Here is an 18383-nt window from a genome sequence, read left to right as displayed (position 1 = left end):
GCATCCTTCAGGCGGCGAGATCGGCGACGACCGCGTCGAGCACCGGAAAGCCATCCTGAGTCACGCGCAGCCGTCCATCCGGATCGACCGCGATGGCGCCCTCCTCGCGCAGCAGCGCGATGCGGCGCGGATCGAGCGCACGGCCGGAGATCGCGGCATACCGCCTGGGGTCGATGCCTTCGGCCAAACGCAGCCCCATCAGCAGGAATTCGTCGGCGCGCTCCTCGCGGTTGAGCTCGTCGTCGGTCATCACACCATGACCGTTGGACTCCACCCGCATCAGCCAGGCCTCCGGCCGCTTGTCGGTCGCGGTCGCATGCCTGATGCCGCCGATGTCGAGACGACCATGGGCGCCGGGGCCGATGCCGGCATATTCGTGGCCGCGCCAATAGATCAGATTGTGCCGGCACTCCGCGCCCGGGCGGGCATGATTGGAGATCTCATAGGCCGGCAGTCCGTGACGGCCACAGATCTCCTGCGTGACGTCGTACAAGGTGCGGGCCAGGCCTTCATCCGGCGTCTTCAGCTTGCCTGCGGCGTGCAGGCCGAAGAACGGCGTGCCTTCCTCGATCGTCAGTTGATACAGCGACAGGTGCTCAGCCGCCTCACCGATCGCGCGCGTCAGCTCCTCGGTCCACATCGCCGGCGTCTGGTCGGGCCGGGCGTAGATCAGATCGAACGAATAACGCTCGAACGCATTGCGCGCGATCGCCACCGCCTTCATCGCCTCCTCGGCGGTGTGCAGGCGTCCCAGCATCTTGAGCGACGCATCGTCCATCGCCTGGACGCCGAGCGAGACCCGGTTGACGCCGGCGGCGCGATAGCCGGCAAAGCGTGTCGCCTCGACGCTGGTCGGATTGGCTTCGAGCGACACCTCGACATCGCCAGCGACGTGCCAGTGCTTGCCGATCGCGTCGAGAATGGCGCCGACCGTCTGCGGCTGCATCAGCGACGGCGTGCCGCCGCCGAGAAAAATCGACGTGACGGTGCGCGGCCCGATGCGGGCGGCCGTGGTCGCGATCTCCTGCGCGAAGGCGCGGGCGAAGCGGTCCTGATCGATGGCGGCATGCCGGACGTGGCTGTTGAAGTCGCAATACGGACATTTCGACAGGCAGAACGGCCAGTGCACATAGACGCCGAACGCTTCGCTGTCAGCGCTGGTCAAGGCAGATCTCCGCGAGCTTCACGAAGGCGCGCGCCCGGTGCGACAGGCCGAGCCCGAGCGGCGGCAGGCCATGCTTCTCGATGCTGGTCATCTCGCCGAAGGTCCGGTCGTGCCCCTCGGGCAGGAACATCGGGTCGTAGCCGAAGCCCGCCGTGCCGCGCGGCGGCCAGACCAGGGCGCCGTCGACCCGCGCCTCGACCTCCTCGACATGACCGTCCGGCCACGCCACGCACAGCGCCGAGACGAAATGCGCGGTGCGCTTGTCGGCACTCCTCGCGTCCCGCTCCTGCAGCAGGCGCTCGATCCGCGCCATCGCGCTGGTGAAATCCTTGTCCGGTCCGGCCCAGCGCGCCGAATAGATCCCCGGCGCCCCATCGAGCGCATGAACCACGATGCCGGAATCGTCGGCAAAGGCAGGAAGCTGCGCGGCCTTGGCCGCGGCGACCGCCTTGATGCGGGCGTTGGCCTGGAAGGTCTCGCCGGTCTCGTCCGGCTCGTCCAGGCCGAGATCGCCGGCCGACACCGCCTCGACGCCATGGGGAGCGAGCAGCTCGCGCATCTCGGCAAGCTTGCCGGGATTGTGGGTCGCGATGACGAGGCGCCCGGTGAGCTTGCGATGACCGCTACTCACGCGACCGCCATCTTCTGCAGGTCGACCAGTCGCGCCACGCCCTTGCGGGCCAGTGCCATCAGCGCCAGGAGCTCGGCCTCGGTGAACGGCGTCTTCTCCGCCGTGCCCTGCACCTCGATGATGCGGCCGTCGCCGGTCATGACGAAATTGGCGTCGGTCTCCGCCTCGGAATCCTCGGCGTAGTCGAGATCCAGCACCGGCGTGCCGTTGTAGATGCCGCAGGAGATCGCGGCGACGTTGGTGCGCAGCACCTCGGTCTTGATCATGTTGCGCGACTTCATCCACTTGATGCAGTCGGCCAGCGCCACCCAGGCGCCGGTGATCGACGCCGTGCGCGTGCCGCCGTCGGCCTGCAGCACGTCGCAATCGACCGTGATCTGGCGCTCGCCGAGCGCTTCCAGGTCGATCGCGGTGCGCAGCGAGCGGCCGATCAGACGCTGGATCTCGACGGTGCGACCGGTCTGCTTGCCGGCGGAGGCCTCGCGCCGGGTCCGTTCCAGCGTGGCGCGCGGCAGCATGCCGTATTCGGCCGTGATCCAGCCGCGCCCCTGGCCCTTGAGCCAGGGCGGCAGCCGGTCTTCCAGCGTGGCGGTGACCAGCACATGGGTGTCGCCGAACTTCACCAGGCAGGAGCCCTCGGCGTATTTGACGACGCCGCGTTCCAGGCTCACGGCCCGCAGTTCATCCGGTGCACGGCGGCTCGGCCGCATGATTCTCTCCGTGAAAGCGCGCGAAAGACCGACTTTGACCGGCCTTGTAGGAGCCGCGACCGGCAGCGGCAAGGGCTTATCAAGGGTTTATCATGGCCTCGTCGCGCCCGAGAGCGCGCGACGACCGGCTTGCCACCGAGCCGCCGCATGGACACATTATAGGCAGCTGCGAGGAGAGCATCTGGTGGCCCACCACGATCCGATCAACCTGATGACACCGCCGGCCGGTCTGGCGCAGCTCAACGAGCGCTCGCGCGAGATCTTCCGGCAGATCGTCGAAAGCTATCTGGCGACCGGCGAGCCGGTCGGCTCGCGCAACATTTCGCGGCTGATCGCGGTTCCGCTGTCGCCGGCCTCGGTGCGCAACGTCATGGCCGATCTCGAGCAGCTCGGCCTGATCTACGCGCCGCACACCTCGGCCGGCCGGCTGCCGACCGAGGCCGGCCTGCGTTTCTTCGTGGACGCCCTGATGCAGGTCGGCGACATGACCGAGGCTGAGCAGCAATCGATCCAGAGCCAGCTCGCCGCGGTCGGGCGGGCGCAATCGGTCGAGGCCGCCCTGGACGAGGCGCTGACCCGGCTGTCGGGTCTGACCCGTGCCGCTGCCGTGGTGCTGACCGCAAAATCCAACACCCGGCTGAAGCACATCGAGTTCGTGCGGCTCGAGCCCGAGCGTGCGCTGGTCGTGCTGGTGGGCGAGGACGGGCAGGTCGAGAACCGGGTTCTGGTTCTGCCGCCGGGCGTGCCGTCCTCGGCGCTGACCGAGGCGTCGAATTTCCTCAATGCCCGCATCAGAGGCCGGACGCTGGCGGAAGCACGGCTCGAGCTCGAGACGGCGCTGGCGCATGATCGCGCCGAGCTCGACCTGCTGACGCAGAAGGTGATCGCCGCCGGTGTCGCGAGCTGGTCCGGAGGGGACAGCGACGAGCGGCAGCTCATCGTGCGCGGCCACGCCAACCTGCTCGAGGACCTGCATGCGCTCGAAGATCTCGAGCGCGTGCGGCGGCTGTTCGACGATCTCGAGACCAAGCGCGGCGTCGTCGATCTGCTTGGACGGGCAGAGAGCGCGGAAGGTGTCCGCATCTTCATCGGCTCGGAGAACAAGCTGTTCTCGCTGTCGGGCTCGTCGACGATCGTGTCGCCCTATTCCGACGCCACGGGTCGCATCGTCGGCGTGCTCGGTGTCATCGGTCCGACCCGGCTCAACTATGCCCGGGTGATCCCGACGGTCGATTATGCCGCGCGTCTGGTCAGCCGGCTGCTGGGTGGCTGACGCGTGGCATGGTTAACCCGCGGACAGCGCCTCCGGGCGCGATGGTCAGGCTGCGCTTGATTTTCGACGCCCAAAGCACGATATCCCGCCCCATACCCCCAAAACCCGTCAGCCGAACTTGCGAGTCTGTCCATGACCGATCCCGACCTGCACAAGAATGATCCGGAAAACCCGGCGCAGGCCAGCGACCCCGTCGTCTCCAAGCCCTACATCATGCCCGACGATCCTGAGACCGGCTCGGCCGAGGCCCTTGCCAAGGAGGCGGCCGACGCGCGCGACAAGATGCTGCGCACGCTGGCGGAGATGGAGAACCTGCGCAAGCGGACGGCCCGTGAAGTCGCCGATGCACGCATGTACGGCATCACCGGCTTCGCGCGCGACGTGCTCGACATCGCCGACAATCTGCAGCGCGCGCTCGATGCCGTGCCGGCCGAGACACGCGCCAATGCCGATGCAGGCCTCAAATCGTTGATCGAGGGCGTCGAGCTCACCGAGCGCTCGCTGCTCAACACGCTGGAGAAGAACGGCGTCAAGAAGTTCGATCCGACGGGACAGAAGTTCGACCCCAACTTCCAGCAGGCGATGTACGAGGTCCCGGATTCGTCGGTGCCGTCGGGCACCGTGGTGCAGGTCGTGCAGGCCGGCTTCATGATCGGCGAGCGCATCCTGCGTCCCGCGCTGGTCGGCGTGTCCAAGGGTGGCGCGAAGGCTGCGCCCGCGCCGAGCAACGATCAGTCGAACAGCGCCGCGTGACGGCCAGCATAGGCAGGTCTTCTCCTGCCGTCCTGTCAGTCCAACGAAGAAGCCACGGGCGGTGATGCCCGTGGCTTCTTGTTTGTCGGCGCGAGTTTGTAGTTCGTGTCGCGGCAAGTGGACCGCGGCCGATGAGACCGCGGCGTCCGGATACCGAGTTGGGCTTAGCCTCTCGGCTGGATGCCGTCGCGGACGGCGCGGAAGCGCGGGAAGGCTACCGACCACTGATCGCGCGGCGCGCTGCCGATGATCCGCAGCGTATTCGGCCCGCCGAAGCGCAGCCATTGCACCACGGTCACCGGCGTATTGTCCTTGCCGCTGGTGGCTTCGAGCCGGGTCTCGTAGGCCGGCTGGCCGTCGATGCGGATCGGCTCGGACATCGTGATGCGCGCTTCGCGGACGCCCGGAATGGTGGTGGCCGCCTGCTGGGCGACACGCGCGCGGTCGCCCGCCTCCGGGGCCACCCCGGCCACGAGCCCGATCACCACGAAGGGCGCGGCTTCGAAGCCCTTGTCCTCTTCGCCGTCGGCCAGGATCAAGGCACCCGGCCCGAGCGTGCGGATGGTTTTGAACCCGGAGAGCTCGGTCACCTTGAACGGCATCATCGCGAGCTGCTCGTCGACGGGAACGTCCTTGCGGACGACGGCGGAGGCGAACATCTGACGCACGGCATCGTCGGTGTAGATCCGGCTCGCGGTCTCCGGGATCTGCACGGCCACGTAGCCGGAGAAGCCGTTGCCGGGCAGGATCATCGAGTAGCGCCGCACCGGCGTGGCGCCATCCCGACCGTTCTCAACCGTGTAGTAGGCGGTGCCGGCGGCGGTCTCGATGCTCTCCGGCTTGACGCTGCCGGTCCCGGCGGGATTGGCGGTAAACGCATTCTTCACCTCGCCATAGGCGGCCGCCGGCAGTTCGGTCAGCAGCACCTTGACGCTCTGGTCCTCGGTTTCGAAGCCGGAAAACGTCTTGGCCTTGGCGAGCCCCACCAGCGGCGCGAGCCCGATGCGGACGCCGGGCGGAAATATGGCTTCGGCGGCCATGGCGGAGTGCAGCAGCGACATCAGCAGGGTAGCCGCGGCGAAGAGTCGAACGATCATCATCAAACATTGCCTCGTTGACCGAGGCCTCGCGCCGAGGCGGTGGGGGGTCCTCGCCAGCGTGGTCGTCGGCGGCACGCTTTTAGCGGCTTTGCGCCCCCCGCAACAGGCCGGGCGCGCGGTTTTGATCGCCTGCGGCGATCAGCGCGCCCTGCGGGTCGCATTTCCCAGGTCATTTCGCCTCGAAAGGCGGGCTGATGACGGTGCCGTGCTAGCCGCGCTTCAGGATTTCGACGCCATCGACGGTCTGCACCAGCACATAGGGCGCGAGCAGAGCCCTGATCTCGGGGTCGGAACGCGCCCAGTCGCCCCAGTCGCTGTTCTGATTGTCGATCAGGACGACGTCGGGCGGTTGCCTCCGGAAGTCGGCGATGATCCCGGCGCGTTCACGTTCCACATAGGGCGCGAGCCTCTGCGCAGTTTGTGAATCGATGGTTCCGTCTTGTTGCGACCGGCGAACGATTTCCCGGACCCAGAACGCCTCCTGGCGCGAGATCCAGGTGCCATCAAGGGTCCGCACCATGGGGTGCCCGATGACCGCCGCCGCGCTGAGCACCAGCATGCTCGGGCGCGGCCCGAGCCGGGCCACCTGGGCTTCGATCTGCTGGACGTCGACACTACCATTGAACCAGAAGCAGGTCTGCACGAAGAGCACGGCGCCGGCGAGAGCGGTGGCGGCACGCGGCCAGCGTCGCGCGTCGCGGCTGGCGTCGATCGCCGACACGGCAAGGCCGGCGGCAAGCAGCGCCAGCGCCACCATCGGATAGGCATGGTAGCCCCAGCCCTTTTGCTGCGCGACGAATGACACCAGGAACCCGAGTGATGCGGCCAATGTGGTGAACGATGCGGCGTCGCGCTCGTGCTGCGTGCGCTGAAGAATGAGGACGATGACTGCTGCAGCCAGCCACAGGCCCATCGGCAGGGTCACGAGGATGGTCGGCACGGGCGCCTTCAGAAGCAGATAGACGTCGCGGACCAGCGGATAGATGACCGTGAAATATTCGGGAAAGAACAGATAGATGCACGCCGCGTTGATCAGCACCAGGGCCGCGGCGATCCAGTTCTCCAGCGCGAACAGCACGCGCCAGTCGCGCGCCTGAGCCGCGGCGGCGAGTATGCAGAAGCCGACGCTGAAGGCGAAATAAGGCTTGAAGCTCATCGTGAGACCGGCGCTGAGACCGGCGATGAGCATGGCCGCCGGGGCCACCCGCTCGCGCCTGGCGCGCAGGATGTACACCGCGATCGCCGGCAATATCGTGATCAGGGCCAGATGTTCCCGCTGGCCGAAATCATACATCGGCGCGATCAGAAGCAGGGCGGTCGTCCACGCCGCCAGCCTGCCGTCGGCGAGGCGATGGCGCAGGGCCGATGTCCGCAGCAGCAGCCATACCAGCGTCAGGGATGCCGCGGTCAGCACGAAGATCAGGATATTCGTCGCCAGCTCGGGCCTGAGATGGATCGCACGCGCCAGCGCGACGGCCAGCAGATAGACCGACCCAGCCATCGGCGGGTTCGTCTCGAGGATGTCGACGTAGAGCCGCTGTCCATCGAGCATGCGCTCGCTGACGAGGAGCCACCAGCTGACATCGACATTGAGGGGAAGGACGTACCGCAGCCACGCCGCTGCAACCACGATGGCACAGATCAGCAGTCCCGGGAACGTGGCTTGGCCGGCTTCGCGCGCGCGCTGCGGAAAGCCCCAATCGGAGTCGATGACCATGCCTCATTCCCGTCCCAGGAGTGCGGCAGGCTAGGGCCCGTGGGTTAACAACGCATTTCGGTCATTGGGGCAGATCAGCGGTACCGGATGTGTCGCACTTGCCCGCGATCGCACCCTCCTATTTCGCACGGGGCCATTCGACGTGCCGGCAGGTGGATTCGCGCAGTCGCCTCCGGTCCGAGCCGCCGTTTCGCGTCGCCGCCAATTCCGATGGGCCGCTCTGATGTCTCCATGAGGTCGTTCGGCGACGGCCGTGATTTTCGTTGGGTCGAACCCCTGGTCCGGTCCTTGCGGGCCAGTCCCCCCCTCCTATATGACGCTCATCGTCGCAATATCGCGAGCATTTGATCTGAGGGGGTTTTGGATGGGGGCGCCGTCAGGGCCCCACCCAACCTGCCGCAAAAAGAAGGAATATGAGACCATGGGAAAGGTCATCGGGATCGATCTCGGCACCACGAATTCGTGCGTGGCCGTCATGGACGGCAAATCGTCGAAAGTCATCGAGAACGCCGAGGGCATGCGCACGACGCCGTCGATCGTCGCGTTCAGTGACGATGGCGAACGCCTGGTCGGCCAGCCGGCCAAGCGCCAGGCCGTGACCAACCCCGAGCGCACCTTCTTCGCGGTCAAGCGACTGATCGGCCGCCGCTACGACGACCCGATGGTCGAGAAGGACAAGAAGCTCGTCCCCTACAAGATCGTCAAAGCCGGCAACGGCGACGCCTGGGTCGAGGCCGACGGCAAGACCTATTCGCCCTCGCAGGTCTCCGCCTTCATCCTGCAGAAGATGAAGGAGACCGCGGAAGCCCATCTCGGCCAGAAGGTCGATCAGGCCGTCATCACCGTCCCCGCCTACTTCAACGACGCCCAGCGCCAGGCCACCAAGGACGCGGGCAAGATCGCGGGCCTCGAGGTTCTGCGCATCATCAACGAGCCGACCGCGGCTGCGCTCGCCTACGGCCTCGACAAGACGAAGGCCGGCACCATCGCCGTGTACGACCTCGGCGGCGGCACCTTCGACGTCTCGATCCTGGAGATCGGCGACGGCGTGTTCGAGGTGAAGTCGACCAACGGCGACACCTTCCTCGGCGGTGAAGACTTCGACATGCGTCTGGTCAGCTACCTCGCTGACGAATTCCAGAAGGAGCAGGGCATCAACCTGCGCAACGACAAGCTCGCCCTGCAGCGCCTCAAGGAAGCTGCCGAGAAGGCCAAGATCGAGCTGTCGTCGACCACGCAGACCGAGATCAACCTGCCCTTCATCACCGCGGACCAGTCCGGTCCGAAGCATCTGACGATGAAGCTGACCCGTGCCAAGTTCGAGGCGCTGGTGGCCGACCTCGTCGAGAAGACCATCGAGCCGTGCCGCAAGGCGCTGAAGGATGCCGGCCTGACCGCCGGCGAGATCGGCGAAGTGGTGCTGGTCGGCGGCATGACCCGCATGCCGAAGATCCAGGAGATGGTGAAGCAGTTCTTTGGCAAGGAGCCGCATAAGGGCGTCAACCCCGACGAGGTGGTGGCGATCGGTGCGGCGATTCAGGCCGGCGTGCTGCAGGGCGACGTCAAGGACGTGCTGCTGCTCGACGTGACGCCGCTGTCCCTCGGCATCGAAACCTTGGGCGGCGTGTTCACCCGCATCATCGACCGCAACACCACGATCCCGACCAAGAAGAGCCAGGTGTTCTCGACCGCCGAGGACAATCAGAACGCGGTCACCATCCGGGTCTTCCAGGGTGAGCGCGAGATGGCGGCCGACAACAAGATGCTCGGTCAGTTCGACCTGATGGGCATTCCGCCGGCCCCGCGCGGCATGCCGCAGATCGAGGTGACGTTCGACATCGACGCGAACGGCATCGTCAACGTCTCGGCCAAGGACAAGGCCACCGGCAAGGAGCAGCAGATCCGCATCCAGGCCTCGGGTGGTCTGTCGGAAGCCGACATCGACAAGATGGTCAAGGACGCCGAGGCCAATGCCGCGGCGGACAAGAAGCGCCGCGAGGCGGTCGACGCCAAGAACCATGCGGACGCGCTGGTGCACTCCACCGAGAAGGCGCTGGCCGAGCATGGCTCGAAGGTCGCCGACACCGAGCGCCGCGCCATCGAGGATGCCGTCAGCGATCTCAAGGAAGCGCTGAAGGGCGACGATGCCGAGGCGATCAAGGCCAAGACCAACACGCTGGCCCAGGCGTCGATGAAGCTCGGCGAGGCCATGTACAAGCAGCAGGCCGAGACCGATGCGGCCCGCGACGCCGCCAAGGATGACGTGGTCGACGCGGAGTTCACCGAGGTCGACGACGACAAGAAGAAATCTGCTTAACTGAGGCAGAGGTAGTGACCATGACCCCCATGCCAAAGAGCGCACTTTGCGGCTCGTTGGATGGGGGTCATTTTCATTGACCGGAACGCGCGCGGCGATCGCGCCAGCCGTTCCTATTGGGCGAAGTTCGGGCGGGTTTGATTGATGTCCACCAAGCGCTGCTACTACGAGACCCTGGAAGTCGAGCGCGACGCCGACGAGACCAAGCTCAAGGCCGCCTTCCGCAAGCTGGCCATGAAGTGGCATCCGGACAAGAATCCGGGCGATGCCTCCAGCGAAGTGAAATTCAAGGAAATCAACGAGGCCTACGAGGTGCTGCGCGACGCCGACAAGCGCGCCGCCTACGACCGCTATGGCCACGCCGCCTTCGAGCAGGGCGGCATGGGTGGCGCGCACGGCTTCGGCGCCGGCTTTGCCTCCTCGTTCTCTGACATCTTCGAGGACCTGTTCGGCATGGCCGGGCAGCGACGCGGCGGCACCGGGCGCGAGCGCGGCGCCGATCTGCGCTACAACATGGAAATCACCTTGGAAGAGGCGTTCCAGGGCAAGACGGCGCAGATCGAGATTCCGGTCTCGGTGACCTGCGAATCCTGCTCCGGCACCGGCGCCAAGGCCGGCACCAAGCCGAAGACCTGCTCGATGTGCGGCGGCGCCGGCCGCGTGCGGCAGGCGCAGGGCTTCTTCACCCTGGAGCGGACCTGCCCCGGCTGTCACGGCCGTGGCCAGATGATCGAGGACCCCTGTCCGTCCTGCTCCGGCTCCGGCCGCGTCACCCGTGACCGCACGCTGTCCGTCAACATTCCCCAGGGCGTCGAGGACGGCACCCGCATTCGTCTTGCCGGCGAGGGCGAGGCGGGGTTGCGCGGCGGACCACCCGGCGATCTCTACATCTTCCTGTCGCTGACCCAGCACGAGTTCTTCCAGCGCGACGGCGCCGACCTGCATTGTCGGGTGCCGATCTCAATGGTGACGGCGGCGCTTGGCGGCGAGTTCGAGGTGCCGACGATCGACAAGGGCAAGACCAAGGTTAAGATTCCCGCCGGTGCGCAGTCCGGGCGCCGGTTCCGGATCGCGGCCAAGGGCATGCCGGTGCTGCGCTCGCGCCAGACCGGCGACATGTATGTCCAGATCGTGGTCGAGACGCCGCAGAACCTGACCAAGAAGCAGCAAGAGCTGCTGGCCGAGTTCGAGAAGCTGTCCTCGGGAGCGACCCAGCCCGAGGCGGCTGGCTTCTTCACCAAGGTCAAGGATTTCTTCGGCAAGGCGGCGAGCTGAGCCGTGAGTTCAAGCAAGCACGGCCGGGTGGTTTCGCCGAATGACTTCGGGATTCATGTGTCGAGCCAATTTGCTGCTTTGCACATGCAAAAAATTATCGAATGCAACTGTAAGAGCGCGGACCCGCCAGCCTTAATCGTACGTTACGGTTCGGCTTGACCGCCCCGCCTGCGCCCTATACGTCTTTGTGACTCTTTTCTGACATCGCCGTGAAGACGGTCCCGTCTGGTACTGAGATGCCCTTGCAAACGTCCGTGCGTGCGTCGAAAAAGCCTCTCCGTCTGGACGACGAAGTGCGCTTCCTCCGCTCATGGATCGAAAAGCCGCTGCACATGGGCGCCGTCATGCCGTCGAGTCGGCTGCTGGCCCGCACGATGGCGCAGTACGTCGATCCGCACGGGACAGGCCCCGTCATCGAGCTCGGACCGGGCACCGGCGCGATCACCAATGCGCTGGTCGAACATGGGATCGATCAGAAGCGGCTGGTGCTGGTCGAGTACAATCCGAGTTTCTGCGCCCTGCTGCGCGATCGCTACCCGCAGGCCAAGGTGGTCCAGGGCGACGCCTATCGCCTTCGTGACACGCTCTGGAACGTGCTGGGCGCCCCGGCCTCCGCCGTCGTCTCCGGCCTGCCGCTCGTGACCAAGCCGATGCTGACCCGCATGAAGCTGATCCGCGATGCGTTCGCGGCCATGTCGCCGAATGCGCCGTTCGTGCAGTTCACCTATTCCGTCGTGCCGCCGATTCCGAAGTCGCTGCCCGGCGTCACCACGCAGGCGTCCGAGCGCATCTGGATGAACCTTCCGCCGGCGCGCGTCTGGGTGTATCGCAAGCCCTGACCGGCGGCCGCGATCCTTCGTGGCGGGTCGTTGACCGACCTCACGATGTCCGCGCTGAAGATCCTCATCATCCCCGGTTCGACGCGGGTCGGCTCGCACAACGCGAAGCTCGCCGCGGCAGCCGCCTATCAGTTCGTGCAGGCCGGCGCCGAAATCACCCGCATCTCGCTCGCCGACTTCCCGCTGCCGATCTACGACGCCGACCTCGAGGCGCAATCGGGCATTCCATTTCACGCCGTGAATCTGACGCGCATGATCGGCGTTCATCATGCCGTGCTGCTGGTGACGCCGGAATACAACGCCTCGGTGCCGCCGCTGCTGAGCAACGCCATCACCTGGATCTCGCGCGTCGACGAGCCGCCGGGCAGCCGCGGCGCGGTGTTCCGCAGCCGGCCGTTTGCGATCGCCGCCGCCTCCGAGAACCGCTTCGGCGGCGTGCGTGCACTCTCGGCGTTGCGGCTGATGCTGACTGCCTGCAACGCGACGGTGATCCCGGGCCAGCTTGCGCTGGCCTGCGCCGACAAGGCCTACAACGACATGGACCGGCTCAAACTGCCCGCCGACATCACGGCGCTCGACGCCCTGGTGCGGGAGCTGATCGTTGTCGCGCAACATACGATGTGAGGTGACATGCCGACCGAGATTGCTCCCCGCGACCGCCTGATCGTGGCGCTCGATTTGCCGAGCGTGGCGGATGCCGAAGCCATGATCATCAGGCTCGGCGACGCCGTGACATTCTACAAGATCGGCATGGAGCTGACCTATGCCGGCGGCCTCGGCCTCGCCGAACGGCTTGCGGCCGAGGGCAAGCACGTGTTCATGGACCTCAAGCTGCACGACATCCCGACCACCGTCGAGCGCGCCACCCGCCAGATCGCCAGGCTCGGCGCGCGCTTCCTCACCGTGCACGGCTTCTCCCAGAGCATGAAGGCCGCGCTCGCCGGCGCCGCCGGCTCCAGCCTCGAGCTGCTCGCCGTCACCGTGATGACGTCCTACGACGATGCCGACCTCGCCGCCGCCGGCTACGCCATGGGCGTCAAGGAGCTCGTGGCGCACCGCGCCAGGCAGGCCAAGGAGATCGGCATCCACGGCCTGATCCTGTCGCCCGAGGAGACCCAGCTGGTCCGGCCGCTGGTCGGCCCCGACATGCAGCTCGTGACTCCCGGGATCCGCCCGGCGGGATCAGACGTTGGCGACCAGAAGCGCATCATGACCCCGGCGCTGGCGATCGCCGGCGGCGCCGACCGCCTCGTCGTCGGCCGCCCGGTCACCGCCGCCGCCGATCCGGCAGCGGCCGCCGAGAGCATCGTCGCCGACATCGCCAGCGCCGTCGCGCTGGTCGGTAAGACCAACCGAGCTTGAGCAAGAGGGCCAGAGAGCAAGGAGACGACAGGGATGCCCAAGGCCTATTGGATCGCGCGGATCGACGTGCACAACATGGACGGCTACAAGGACTACGTCGCGCAGAACGGCGCCGTGTTCCACCAGTACGGCGCCAAATTCCTGGTCCGTGGCGGCCAGTACGAGACCAAGGAAGGCACCTCGCGCTCGCGCAACGTCGTGATCGAGTTCAAGGACTACGCCACCGCGCTGGCGTGTTACAATTCTGCCGAATACCAGCGGCTGGTGGCGATGCGCGCGCCGTATTCGCAAGGCGACCTGGTGATCATCGAGGGCTATGACGGACCGCAGCCCTGATCGCCGCCCGCCCCGGCCACCCGCGACTTGGCCTCGCTCGGTTGCCGCCGCTATCAGCCCCGGCTATAGCCCTTGAAGGGGCGGAGGAGTTGACATGTCAAAGATGCGCTTGATCGTTGCCGGAGCCGGCGGCCGCATGGGCCGCGCCTTGGTGCGTGCGATCGCCGAGACCGACGGCGCCGTGCTGGCGGGCGCGCTTGAAGCCCCCGGCTCGGAGCTGATCGGCAAGGACTCCGGCGCCCTCGCCGGCCTGCCTGCCAACGGCATCACACTGTCGGGCGACCTCTGGGCCATGTCCGCCGAGGCCGACGGCATCCTCGACTTCACCGTCCCGGCCGCGACCATCGCCAACGTCGCGATCGCCGCCGAGCGCGGCATCGTCCACGTCGTCGGCACCACCGGCCTGTCCGCGTCCGACGACGCCGTCATCAAGAGCGTCACCAAGCGCGCCGTCGTCGTGCAGTCCGGCAATATGAGCCTCGGCGTCAACCTGCTGGCGGCGCTGGTGAAGCAGGTGGCGAAGTCGCTCGATGCCGGCTTCGACATCGAGATCCTCGAGATGCATCACAAGCACAAGGTCGACGCGCCCTCGGGCACCGCGCTGATGCTCGGCCGCGCCGCCGCCGACGGCCGCGGCATCGCGCTCGAGGAGCATTCCGCCCGTGGCCGCGACGGCATCACCGGCGAGCGCCGCAGCGGCGACATCGGCTTCGCCTCGCTGCGCGGCGGCACGGCGGCGGGCGATCACAGCGTCATCTTCGCCGGTCCCTCGGAGCGGCTGGTGCTGTCGCACCAGGCCGAGGACCGCATGATCTTCGCCCATGGCGCGCTGAAGGCGGCGCTGTGGGCGCATGGCAAGCCGCCGGGTTACTACACGATGGACGACGTGCTCGGCCTCAAGGACCTTTTCTAGTTCAACGTCGATGGAAGCGAACTGATGAGCGAACGTCTCCTGGTGCTGGTGCGCCACGGCCAGAGCGAGTGGAATCTGAAGAACCTGTTCACCGGCTGGAAGGATCCGGACCTGACCGAGCAGGGCGTGGCCGAGGCCAAGGAGGCCGGGCGCAAGCTGAAGGCGCAGGGACTGGTCTTCGACGTCGCCTTCACCTCGGTGCTGACGCGCGCCCAGCACACGCTCGATCTGATCCTGACCGAGCTCGGCCAGACCGGCCTGCCGATAGCCAAGAACCTCGCGCTCAACGAGCGCGACTATGGCGACCTCTCCGGCCTCAACAAGGACGACGCCCGCGCCAGATGGGGCGAGGAGCAGGTCCACGTCTGGCGCCGCTCCTACGACGTCCCGCCGCCCGGCGGCGAGAGCCTCAAGGATACGCTGGCCCGCGCGCTGCCCTACTACGTCCAGGAAATCCTCCCCGGCGTCCTCCGCGGACAGCGCACCCTGGTCGCCGCCCACGGCAACTCGCTCCGCGCGCTGATCATGGTGCTGGAGAAGCTGACGCCCGAAGGCATCCTGAAGCGCGAGCTGGCGACGGGCGTGCCGATCATCTACCGGCTGAATGCGGACTCGACGGTGGAGTCGAAGCTGGATCTGGCGGGCTGATCGCGCGCCCAAAGCGTTCCGTCTCCGATGCTCCCGCATCGCCTTGAGAACCAAGAGGCCAAGGTCCGGGCCTCGCCCTTCGAGACGCCCGCCTGCGGCGGGCTCCTCAGGGTGAGGGGCGTAAGTTGCTCCGGAGCTCGACCCTTCCATGAGCACGCTGCTCGTCGTCAATTCGCAGCTCCGAATGCGAAGCCGCCCCTCATGGTGAGGAGCGTCGCCCTTGCGACGCGTCTCGAACCATGAGGCCCGCGACGATGCGGAGGGAATCGGCCAGTGCGATCACCGGCACGCCGATCTTTCTCCCCGATTCACATCTCAAACAGCCCCGCCCACGGCTTCACGATCTCGCGGCGCATCTCGCCCGAGTCCTGCTGCAACCATGTCCCTCCGAAATCCGAGAGGGCGCGGGGAATGCCGGATGCTGGCCGCACCCATGGCCCGCCTGCAGAAAAAAAGCAGGCGGCAGTCACCACAGGTCCAGCCGGAACAACCGGCATTCCCCGCGCGACGGTCTTCACGCTTATACGCAGTCTCCCTGGTGCGCCGGGCTTGTTGGCCACCATCACCACGCGGCGCGCTCTGGCGCCCTCGCGGCTTGATACCAGCATCGGGGTATCAGGACCCTGCGACTTCACGTCCGCAGCCAGCCGTTCGTCGGCGCGTCCGAAGACACGCTGCGGCAGATCGCGGCCATCGCTCCCCGCCTCGCGTGTCGTGACGATCGCGCGCAACGCCCCTCTCGTCGAGGCGGGATGGGCGGAGATAATCATAAATTCTGTAAAAGCGCAATAGGATTATTTTTATCCGAAGTTGTCGCCATGCCAGTCCGTGTTTGACCGCCCCGATTACTTTCGCCGCGTTCGCTCGGCCTTTCCGTCAGGGTGCGTTGCGAGTAGGGCCGACGTCGTATCAATGGACAGCCTCACCAACCGATGAGGTTACTAGATGCAACTCGCCCCTTGGTTAACCGCCCTGTCGACTGTCCAGAACGGTTGGTCGTTCGCCGCGTTTCTCGTCCTGCTAGCCATCTGGCTTGCATTACGTCGGACCTGACGGCGGTGGCCGCCGCGTCTTCTGACGTCAGATTCCGGGGCTCGTACGTCCGCCTTCGCTCTTCGAGCTACGGTGGACGCGGCGTGTGCCCCGGAATGACGGTGGATGTGACGCAGGAGGACTACCCCATCCCCACCTGCCCAGCCTCCCACCCAAGCATCGCCTGCTTGCGTGTCAGCCCCCAGTGATAGCCCGTCAGCGCTCCGCTCTTGCCGAGCGCGCGATGGCACGGCACGACGAACGAGATCGGGTTCTTGCCGACCGCGGCGCCCACGGCGCGCGAGGCCTTCGGGGACTCCAGTCGCGTCGCGATGTCGGAGTAGCAGACGGCGCGGCCCATGGGGATCTTGAGCAGGGTCTCCCAGACGCGGACCTCGAAATCGGTGCCGATCAGCACGACGCGGAGCGGCTGGTCGGGGCGCCACAGGCTCTTGTCGAAGATACGCTGGGCCAGCGCGGCCGTGCCGGCGACGTCCTCGACGTAAGCCGCGCGGGGCCAGCGGCTCTTCATGTCGGCGAGCGCGGAGGCCTCCTCGCCGGGATCGGCGAAGGCGAGGCCGGCGAGGCCGCGCGGGGTGGCCATCACCAGCGCGATGCCGAACGGGCAGGGGTGGAAGCCGTAACGAAGCGTGGTGCCGGCGCCGCCGGTCTTCCATTCGCCGGGCGACATCGCTTCGTGGGTGACGAACAGGTCGTGCAGGCGGCCGGGGCCTGAGAGGCCCGAGTCGAGCGCGGCGTCGAGCACGCTGGCCGAGCCCTTGAGCAGGCCCTTGGCGTGGTCGAGCGTCAGCGCCTGCATGAACGCCTTCGGCGTCAGCCCGGCCCAGCGGCGGAACAGATGGTGCAGCTCGTCGGGCGTCAGGCTGGCGGCGTCGGCCATGTCCTCGATGGCCGGCTGCCGGCGCCAATGCTCGGAGATGAAGGCGATGGCGCGGCGCACCGCGTCGTAGTCGCGCAGCGCCGCCGTCTGTTGCGGGCCCGGCTTGGCCAGGGCGGAATCGTGAATGGCGAGGGTCATCATGGGCTTGGATGTAGGGCGGCCGGGGCGGGTACTCCACCCGATTTCTGATCGGGGGGCTATGGCGAATGTGATCGGCTGGGCTGATCGTTTCGGGCCTCATGGTTCGAGACGCGCCGCTTGGGCGGCGCTCCTCACCATGAGGGTCAAGCGCCGCAAACGGCCGCTGCACACAAAACCACGAACACGCCGACAGCGTGTTCATGGCGAGGGAATGGACCACTGCTTCATCTTATCGCCTTGGGGCCTCTTTGCGGGCGAAGGTCTTCCCCCCGAAAGCCGTTCTGCGCGCTGAGAGAGCCTGCAGCGCATCGAGATCGCCGCGGATCAAGGCCTCTTTCTTGGCGCGACTCCATTTTCTTCAGGCGGCGTTCGCTTTCGATGGCATCCGTGATCCGCTCGAACCACTGCGAGTAGAGCAGTTTGACGGGACGCCGGGTCAACGTGTACCCGCCGAAGGTCCCGTCATTATGCTGGGCGACCCTCAGCTCCAGCGATGTCCTCGTGGTTCCGACGTACAGGCGTCCGTCGGCGCAGAGCACGATGTAGAGATACGCGCGTTCGGTCATGACGATCCTCGTGCCCTGTCTCTCCTCACCCTGAGGAGCCCGCCGAAGGCGGGCGTCTCGAAGGGCGAGGCCCGTGCTGTGGCCTCATGGTGCGAGACCCAAGGACGGCCGCGGGGTTGCTCCTCGTTCCCCAGGGGAGTGCTGGCCGAGATAACGCCCTATAGCGGATTATACACCGGCCCGCGTTTCGCGGCCTGCAGCCCCGCCGTCAGCGCCTTGGCGAAGCTGGCCTTTTCCTCCGGGCCCAGGAAGCTCGCGATCGCCACGCGCTGGCCGCGGGCGACGAGGTAGAGGCGCTCGATGCCGAACTCCTCGTGGGTTTCCTGGTCGAGCCGCACCCAGAGCGGGTTGAAGCGCCATTCCATGACGTGGCCCTTGTGGCTGACGCGGCGCAGGCGCAGCTCGGTCAGGGTGATCGAGACGTCCTCATAGGCGTTGGCGCGGCGGAAGTTGACCTTGAAGGCCCAGTAGATCGCCAGCGCATCCAGGCCGAAGAAGCCCAGCACGGGCCAAGCGCCCATCAGCAGCGAGGCGAGGCCGCCGATGAAGCTGATGGCGCAGACCACGACCATCAGCACCAGAAACCCGGTGCGGTTGAGCGAGCGATGCGGCGTCAGCCGAGCCGCGAACAGCTCGGGATCAGCGGCGTCGGTGCCGGTCTCCTGATACGCAAAAGCATTGCCTGGCGTCATGGGGCCTCAGTA

18 protein-coding genes and 1 pseudogene are annotated in these 18383 nt (G+C 66.8%); 10 read left to right on the top strand and 9 right to left on the bottom strand.

The genetic code is table 11. The features are described 5' to 3' along the window. Nucleotides 1–7: 7 nt before the first annotated feature. From hemW to rph, 3 genes are read right to left on the bottom strand one after another with little or no spacing between them, the layout of a single operon-like run. Nucleotides 8–1165 (bottom strand): radical SAM family heme chaperone HemW, encoded by a 1158-nt coding sequence (hemW, locus tag QX070_RS28065; RefSeq protein WP_315740396.1) that lies wholly within the window; start codon nucleotides 1163–1165, stop codon nucleotides 8–10. Next, nucleotides 1152–1796 carry an RdgB/HAM1 family non-canonical purine NTP pyrophosphatase gene (rdgB, locus tag QX070_RS28060; RefSeq protein ID WP_315740395.1) on the bottom strand — a complete coding sequence of 215 codons (645 nt, stop codon included), beginning with the start codon at nucleotides 1794–1796 and terminating at the stop codon, nucleotides 1152–1154. Before rdgB ends, hemW begins: the two co-directional genes overlap by 14 nt. Next, nucleotides 1793–2506 (bottom strand): ribonuclease PH, encoded by a 714-nt coding sequence (gene rph / locus QX070_RS28055; RefSeq protein ID WP_315740394.1) that lies wholly within the window; start codon nucleotides 2504–2506, stop codon nucleotides 1793–1795. Before rph ends, rdgB begins: the two co-directional genes overlap by 4 nt. Nucleotides 2507–2690: 184 nt before the next feature. Between rph and hrcA the strand changes: the two genes are divergently transcribed. Both hrcA and grpE read left to right on the top strand, forming a co-directional pair. Next, a complete protein-coding gene (hrcA, locus tag QX070_RS28050) occupies nucleotides 2691–3779 on the top strand; it encodes a heat-inducible transcriptional repressor HrcA (protein WP_315740393.1) in 1089 nt (362 codons plus the stop codon). Nucleotides 3780–3911: 132 nt separating this feature from the next. Continuing rightward, a complete protein-coding gene (gene grpE / locus QX070_RS28045) occupies nucleotides 3912–4532 on the top strand; it encodes a nucleotide exchange factor GrpE (RefSeq protein WP_315740392.1) in 621 nt (206 codons plus the stop codon). A 164-nt stretch (nucleotides 4533–4696) separates the two neighbouring features. Here the strand turns inward: grpE and QX070_RS28040 are convergent, their stop codons facing one another. Together QX070_RS28040 and QX070_RS28035 are read right to left on the bottom strand one after the other, a co-directional pair. Then, complete coding sequence (locus QX070_RS28040; RefSeq protein ID WP_315740391.1) at nucleotides 4697–5632, bottom strand: hypothetical protein; 936 nt, start codon at nucleotides 5630–5632, stop codon at nucleotides 4697–4699. 208 nt (nucleotides 5633–5840) lie between these two features. Continuing rightward, nucleotides 5841–7349, bottom strand: a complete 1509-nt coding sequence (locus QX070_RS28035; RefSeq protein WP_315740390.1) for a hypothetical protein — start codon at nucleotides 7347–7349, stop codon at nucleotides 5841–5843. 421 nt (nucleotides 7350–7770) lie between these two features. On the opposite strand from QX070_RS28035, the gene dnaK reads away from it, so the two are divergent. The 8 genes from dnaK to QX070_RS27995 all read left to right on the top strand — a co-directional run bounded on the left by dnaK (nucleotide 7771) and on the right by QX070_RS27995 (nucleotide 15039). Continuing rightward, entirely contained in the window at nucleotides 7771–9666 is a 1896-nt protein-coding gene (dnaK, locus tag QX070_RS28030) for a molecular chaperone DnaK (RefSeq protein WP_315740389.1), read from the top strand. A gap of 144 nt (nucleotides 9667–9810) precedes the next feature. Next, a complete protein-coding gene (dnaJ, locus tag QX070_RS28025; protein WP_315740388.1) occupies nucleotides 9811–10941 on the top strand; it encodes a molecular chaperone DnaJ in 1131 nt (376 codons plus the stop codon). A 236-nt stretch (nucleotides 10942–11177) separates the two neighbouring features. After that, nucleotides 11178–11780 (top strand): class I SAM-dependent methyltransferase, encoded by a 603-nt coding sequence (locus tag QX070_RS28020; RefSeq protein WP_315740387.1) that lies wholly within the window; start codon nucleotides 11178–11180, stop codon nucleotides 11778–11780. Nucleotides 11781–11825: 45 nt separating this feature from the next. Further along, on the top strand, nucleotides 11826–12404 hold the full coding sequence (locus tag QX070_RS28015; protein WP_315740504.1) for an NAD(P)H-dependent oxidoreductase: 579 nt from the start codon (nucleotides 11826–11828) through the stop codon (nucleotides 12402–12404). Nucleotides 12405–12410: 6 nt separating this feature from the next. After that, nucleotides 12411–13142, top strand: a complete 732-nt coding sequence (gene pyrF, locus QX070_RS28010; RefSeq protein WP_315740386.1) for an orotidine-5'-phosphate decarboxylase — start codon at nucleotides 12411–12413, stop codon at nucleotides 13140–13142. A 33-nt stretch (nucleotides 13143–13175) separates the two neighbouring features. Beyond that, entirely contained in the window at nucleotides 13176–13478 is a 303-nt protein-coding gene (locus QX070_RS28005) for a DUF1330 domain-containing protein (protein WP_315740385.1), read from the top strand. 94 nt (nucleotides 13479–13572) lie between these two features. After that, nucleotides 13573–14391: a 4-hydroxy-tetrahydrodipicolinate reductase gene (gene dapB, locus QX070_RS28000; protein WP_315740384.1), complete on the top strand. Its 819-nt coding sequence runs from the start codon at nucleotides 13573–13575 to the stop codon at nucleotides 14389–14391. A gap of 24 nt (nucleotides 14392–14415) precedes the next feature. Next, nucleotides 14416–15039: a 2,3-bisphosphoglycerate-dependent phosphoglycerate mutase gene (locus QX070_RS27995; protein ID WP_315740383.1), complete on the top strand. Its 624-nt coding sequence runs from the start codon at nucleotides 14416–14418 to the stop codon at nucleotides 15037–15039. Nucleotides 15040–15347: 308 nt separating this feature from the next. Here QX070_RS27995 and QX070_RS27990 read toward each other — a convergent pair whose 3' ends face one another. The 4 genes and pseudogenes from QX070_RS27990 to QX070_RS27975 form a co-directional block, all read right to left on the bottom strand. Further along, nucleotides 15348–15770, bottom strand: a complete 423-nt coding sequence (locus QX070_RS27990) for a hypothetical protein (RefSeq protein ID WP_315740382.1) — start codon at nucleotides 15768–15770, stop codon at nucleotides 15348–15350. Nucleotides 15771–16213: 443 nt separating this feature from the next. Continuing rightward, entirely contained in the window at nucleotides 16214–17113 is a 900-nt protein-coding gene (locus QX070_RS27985; RefSeq protein WP_315740381.1) for a bifunctional helix-turn-helix domain-containing protein/methylated-DNA--[protein]-cysteine S-methyltransferase, read from the bottom strand. A 229-nt stretch (nucleotides 17114–17342) separates the two neighbouring features. Next, nucleotides 17343–17679: pseudogene (locus QX070_RS27980) on the bottom strand (GIY-YIG nuclease family protein). Nucleotides 17680–17837: 158 nt separating this feature from the next. Further along, nucleotides 17838–18371: a DUF2244 domain-containing protein gene (locus QX070_RS27975; RefSeq protein ID WP_315740380.1), complete on the bottom strand. Its 534-nt coding sequence runs from the start codon at nucleotides 18369–18371 to the stop codon at nucleotides 17838–17840. Between the last annotated feature and the right edge of the window lie 12 nt (nucleotides 18372–18383).

The organism is Bradyrhizobium sp. SZCCHNR1093 (genome assembly GCF_032381175.1).
Lineage (GTDB): Bacteria > Pseudomonadota > Alphaproteobacteria > Rhizobiales > Xanthobacteraceae > Bradyrhizobium.
This window is presented reverse-complemented; position numbering and strand designations above follow the sequence as displayed.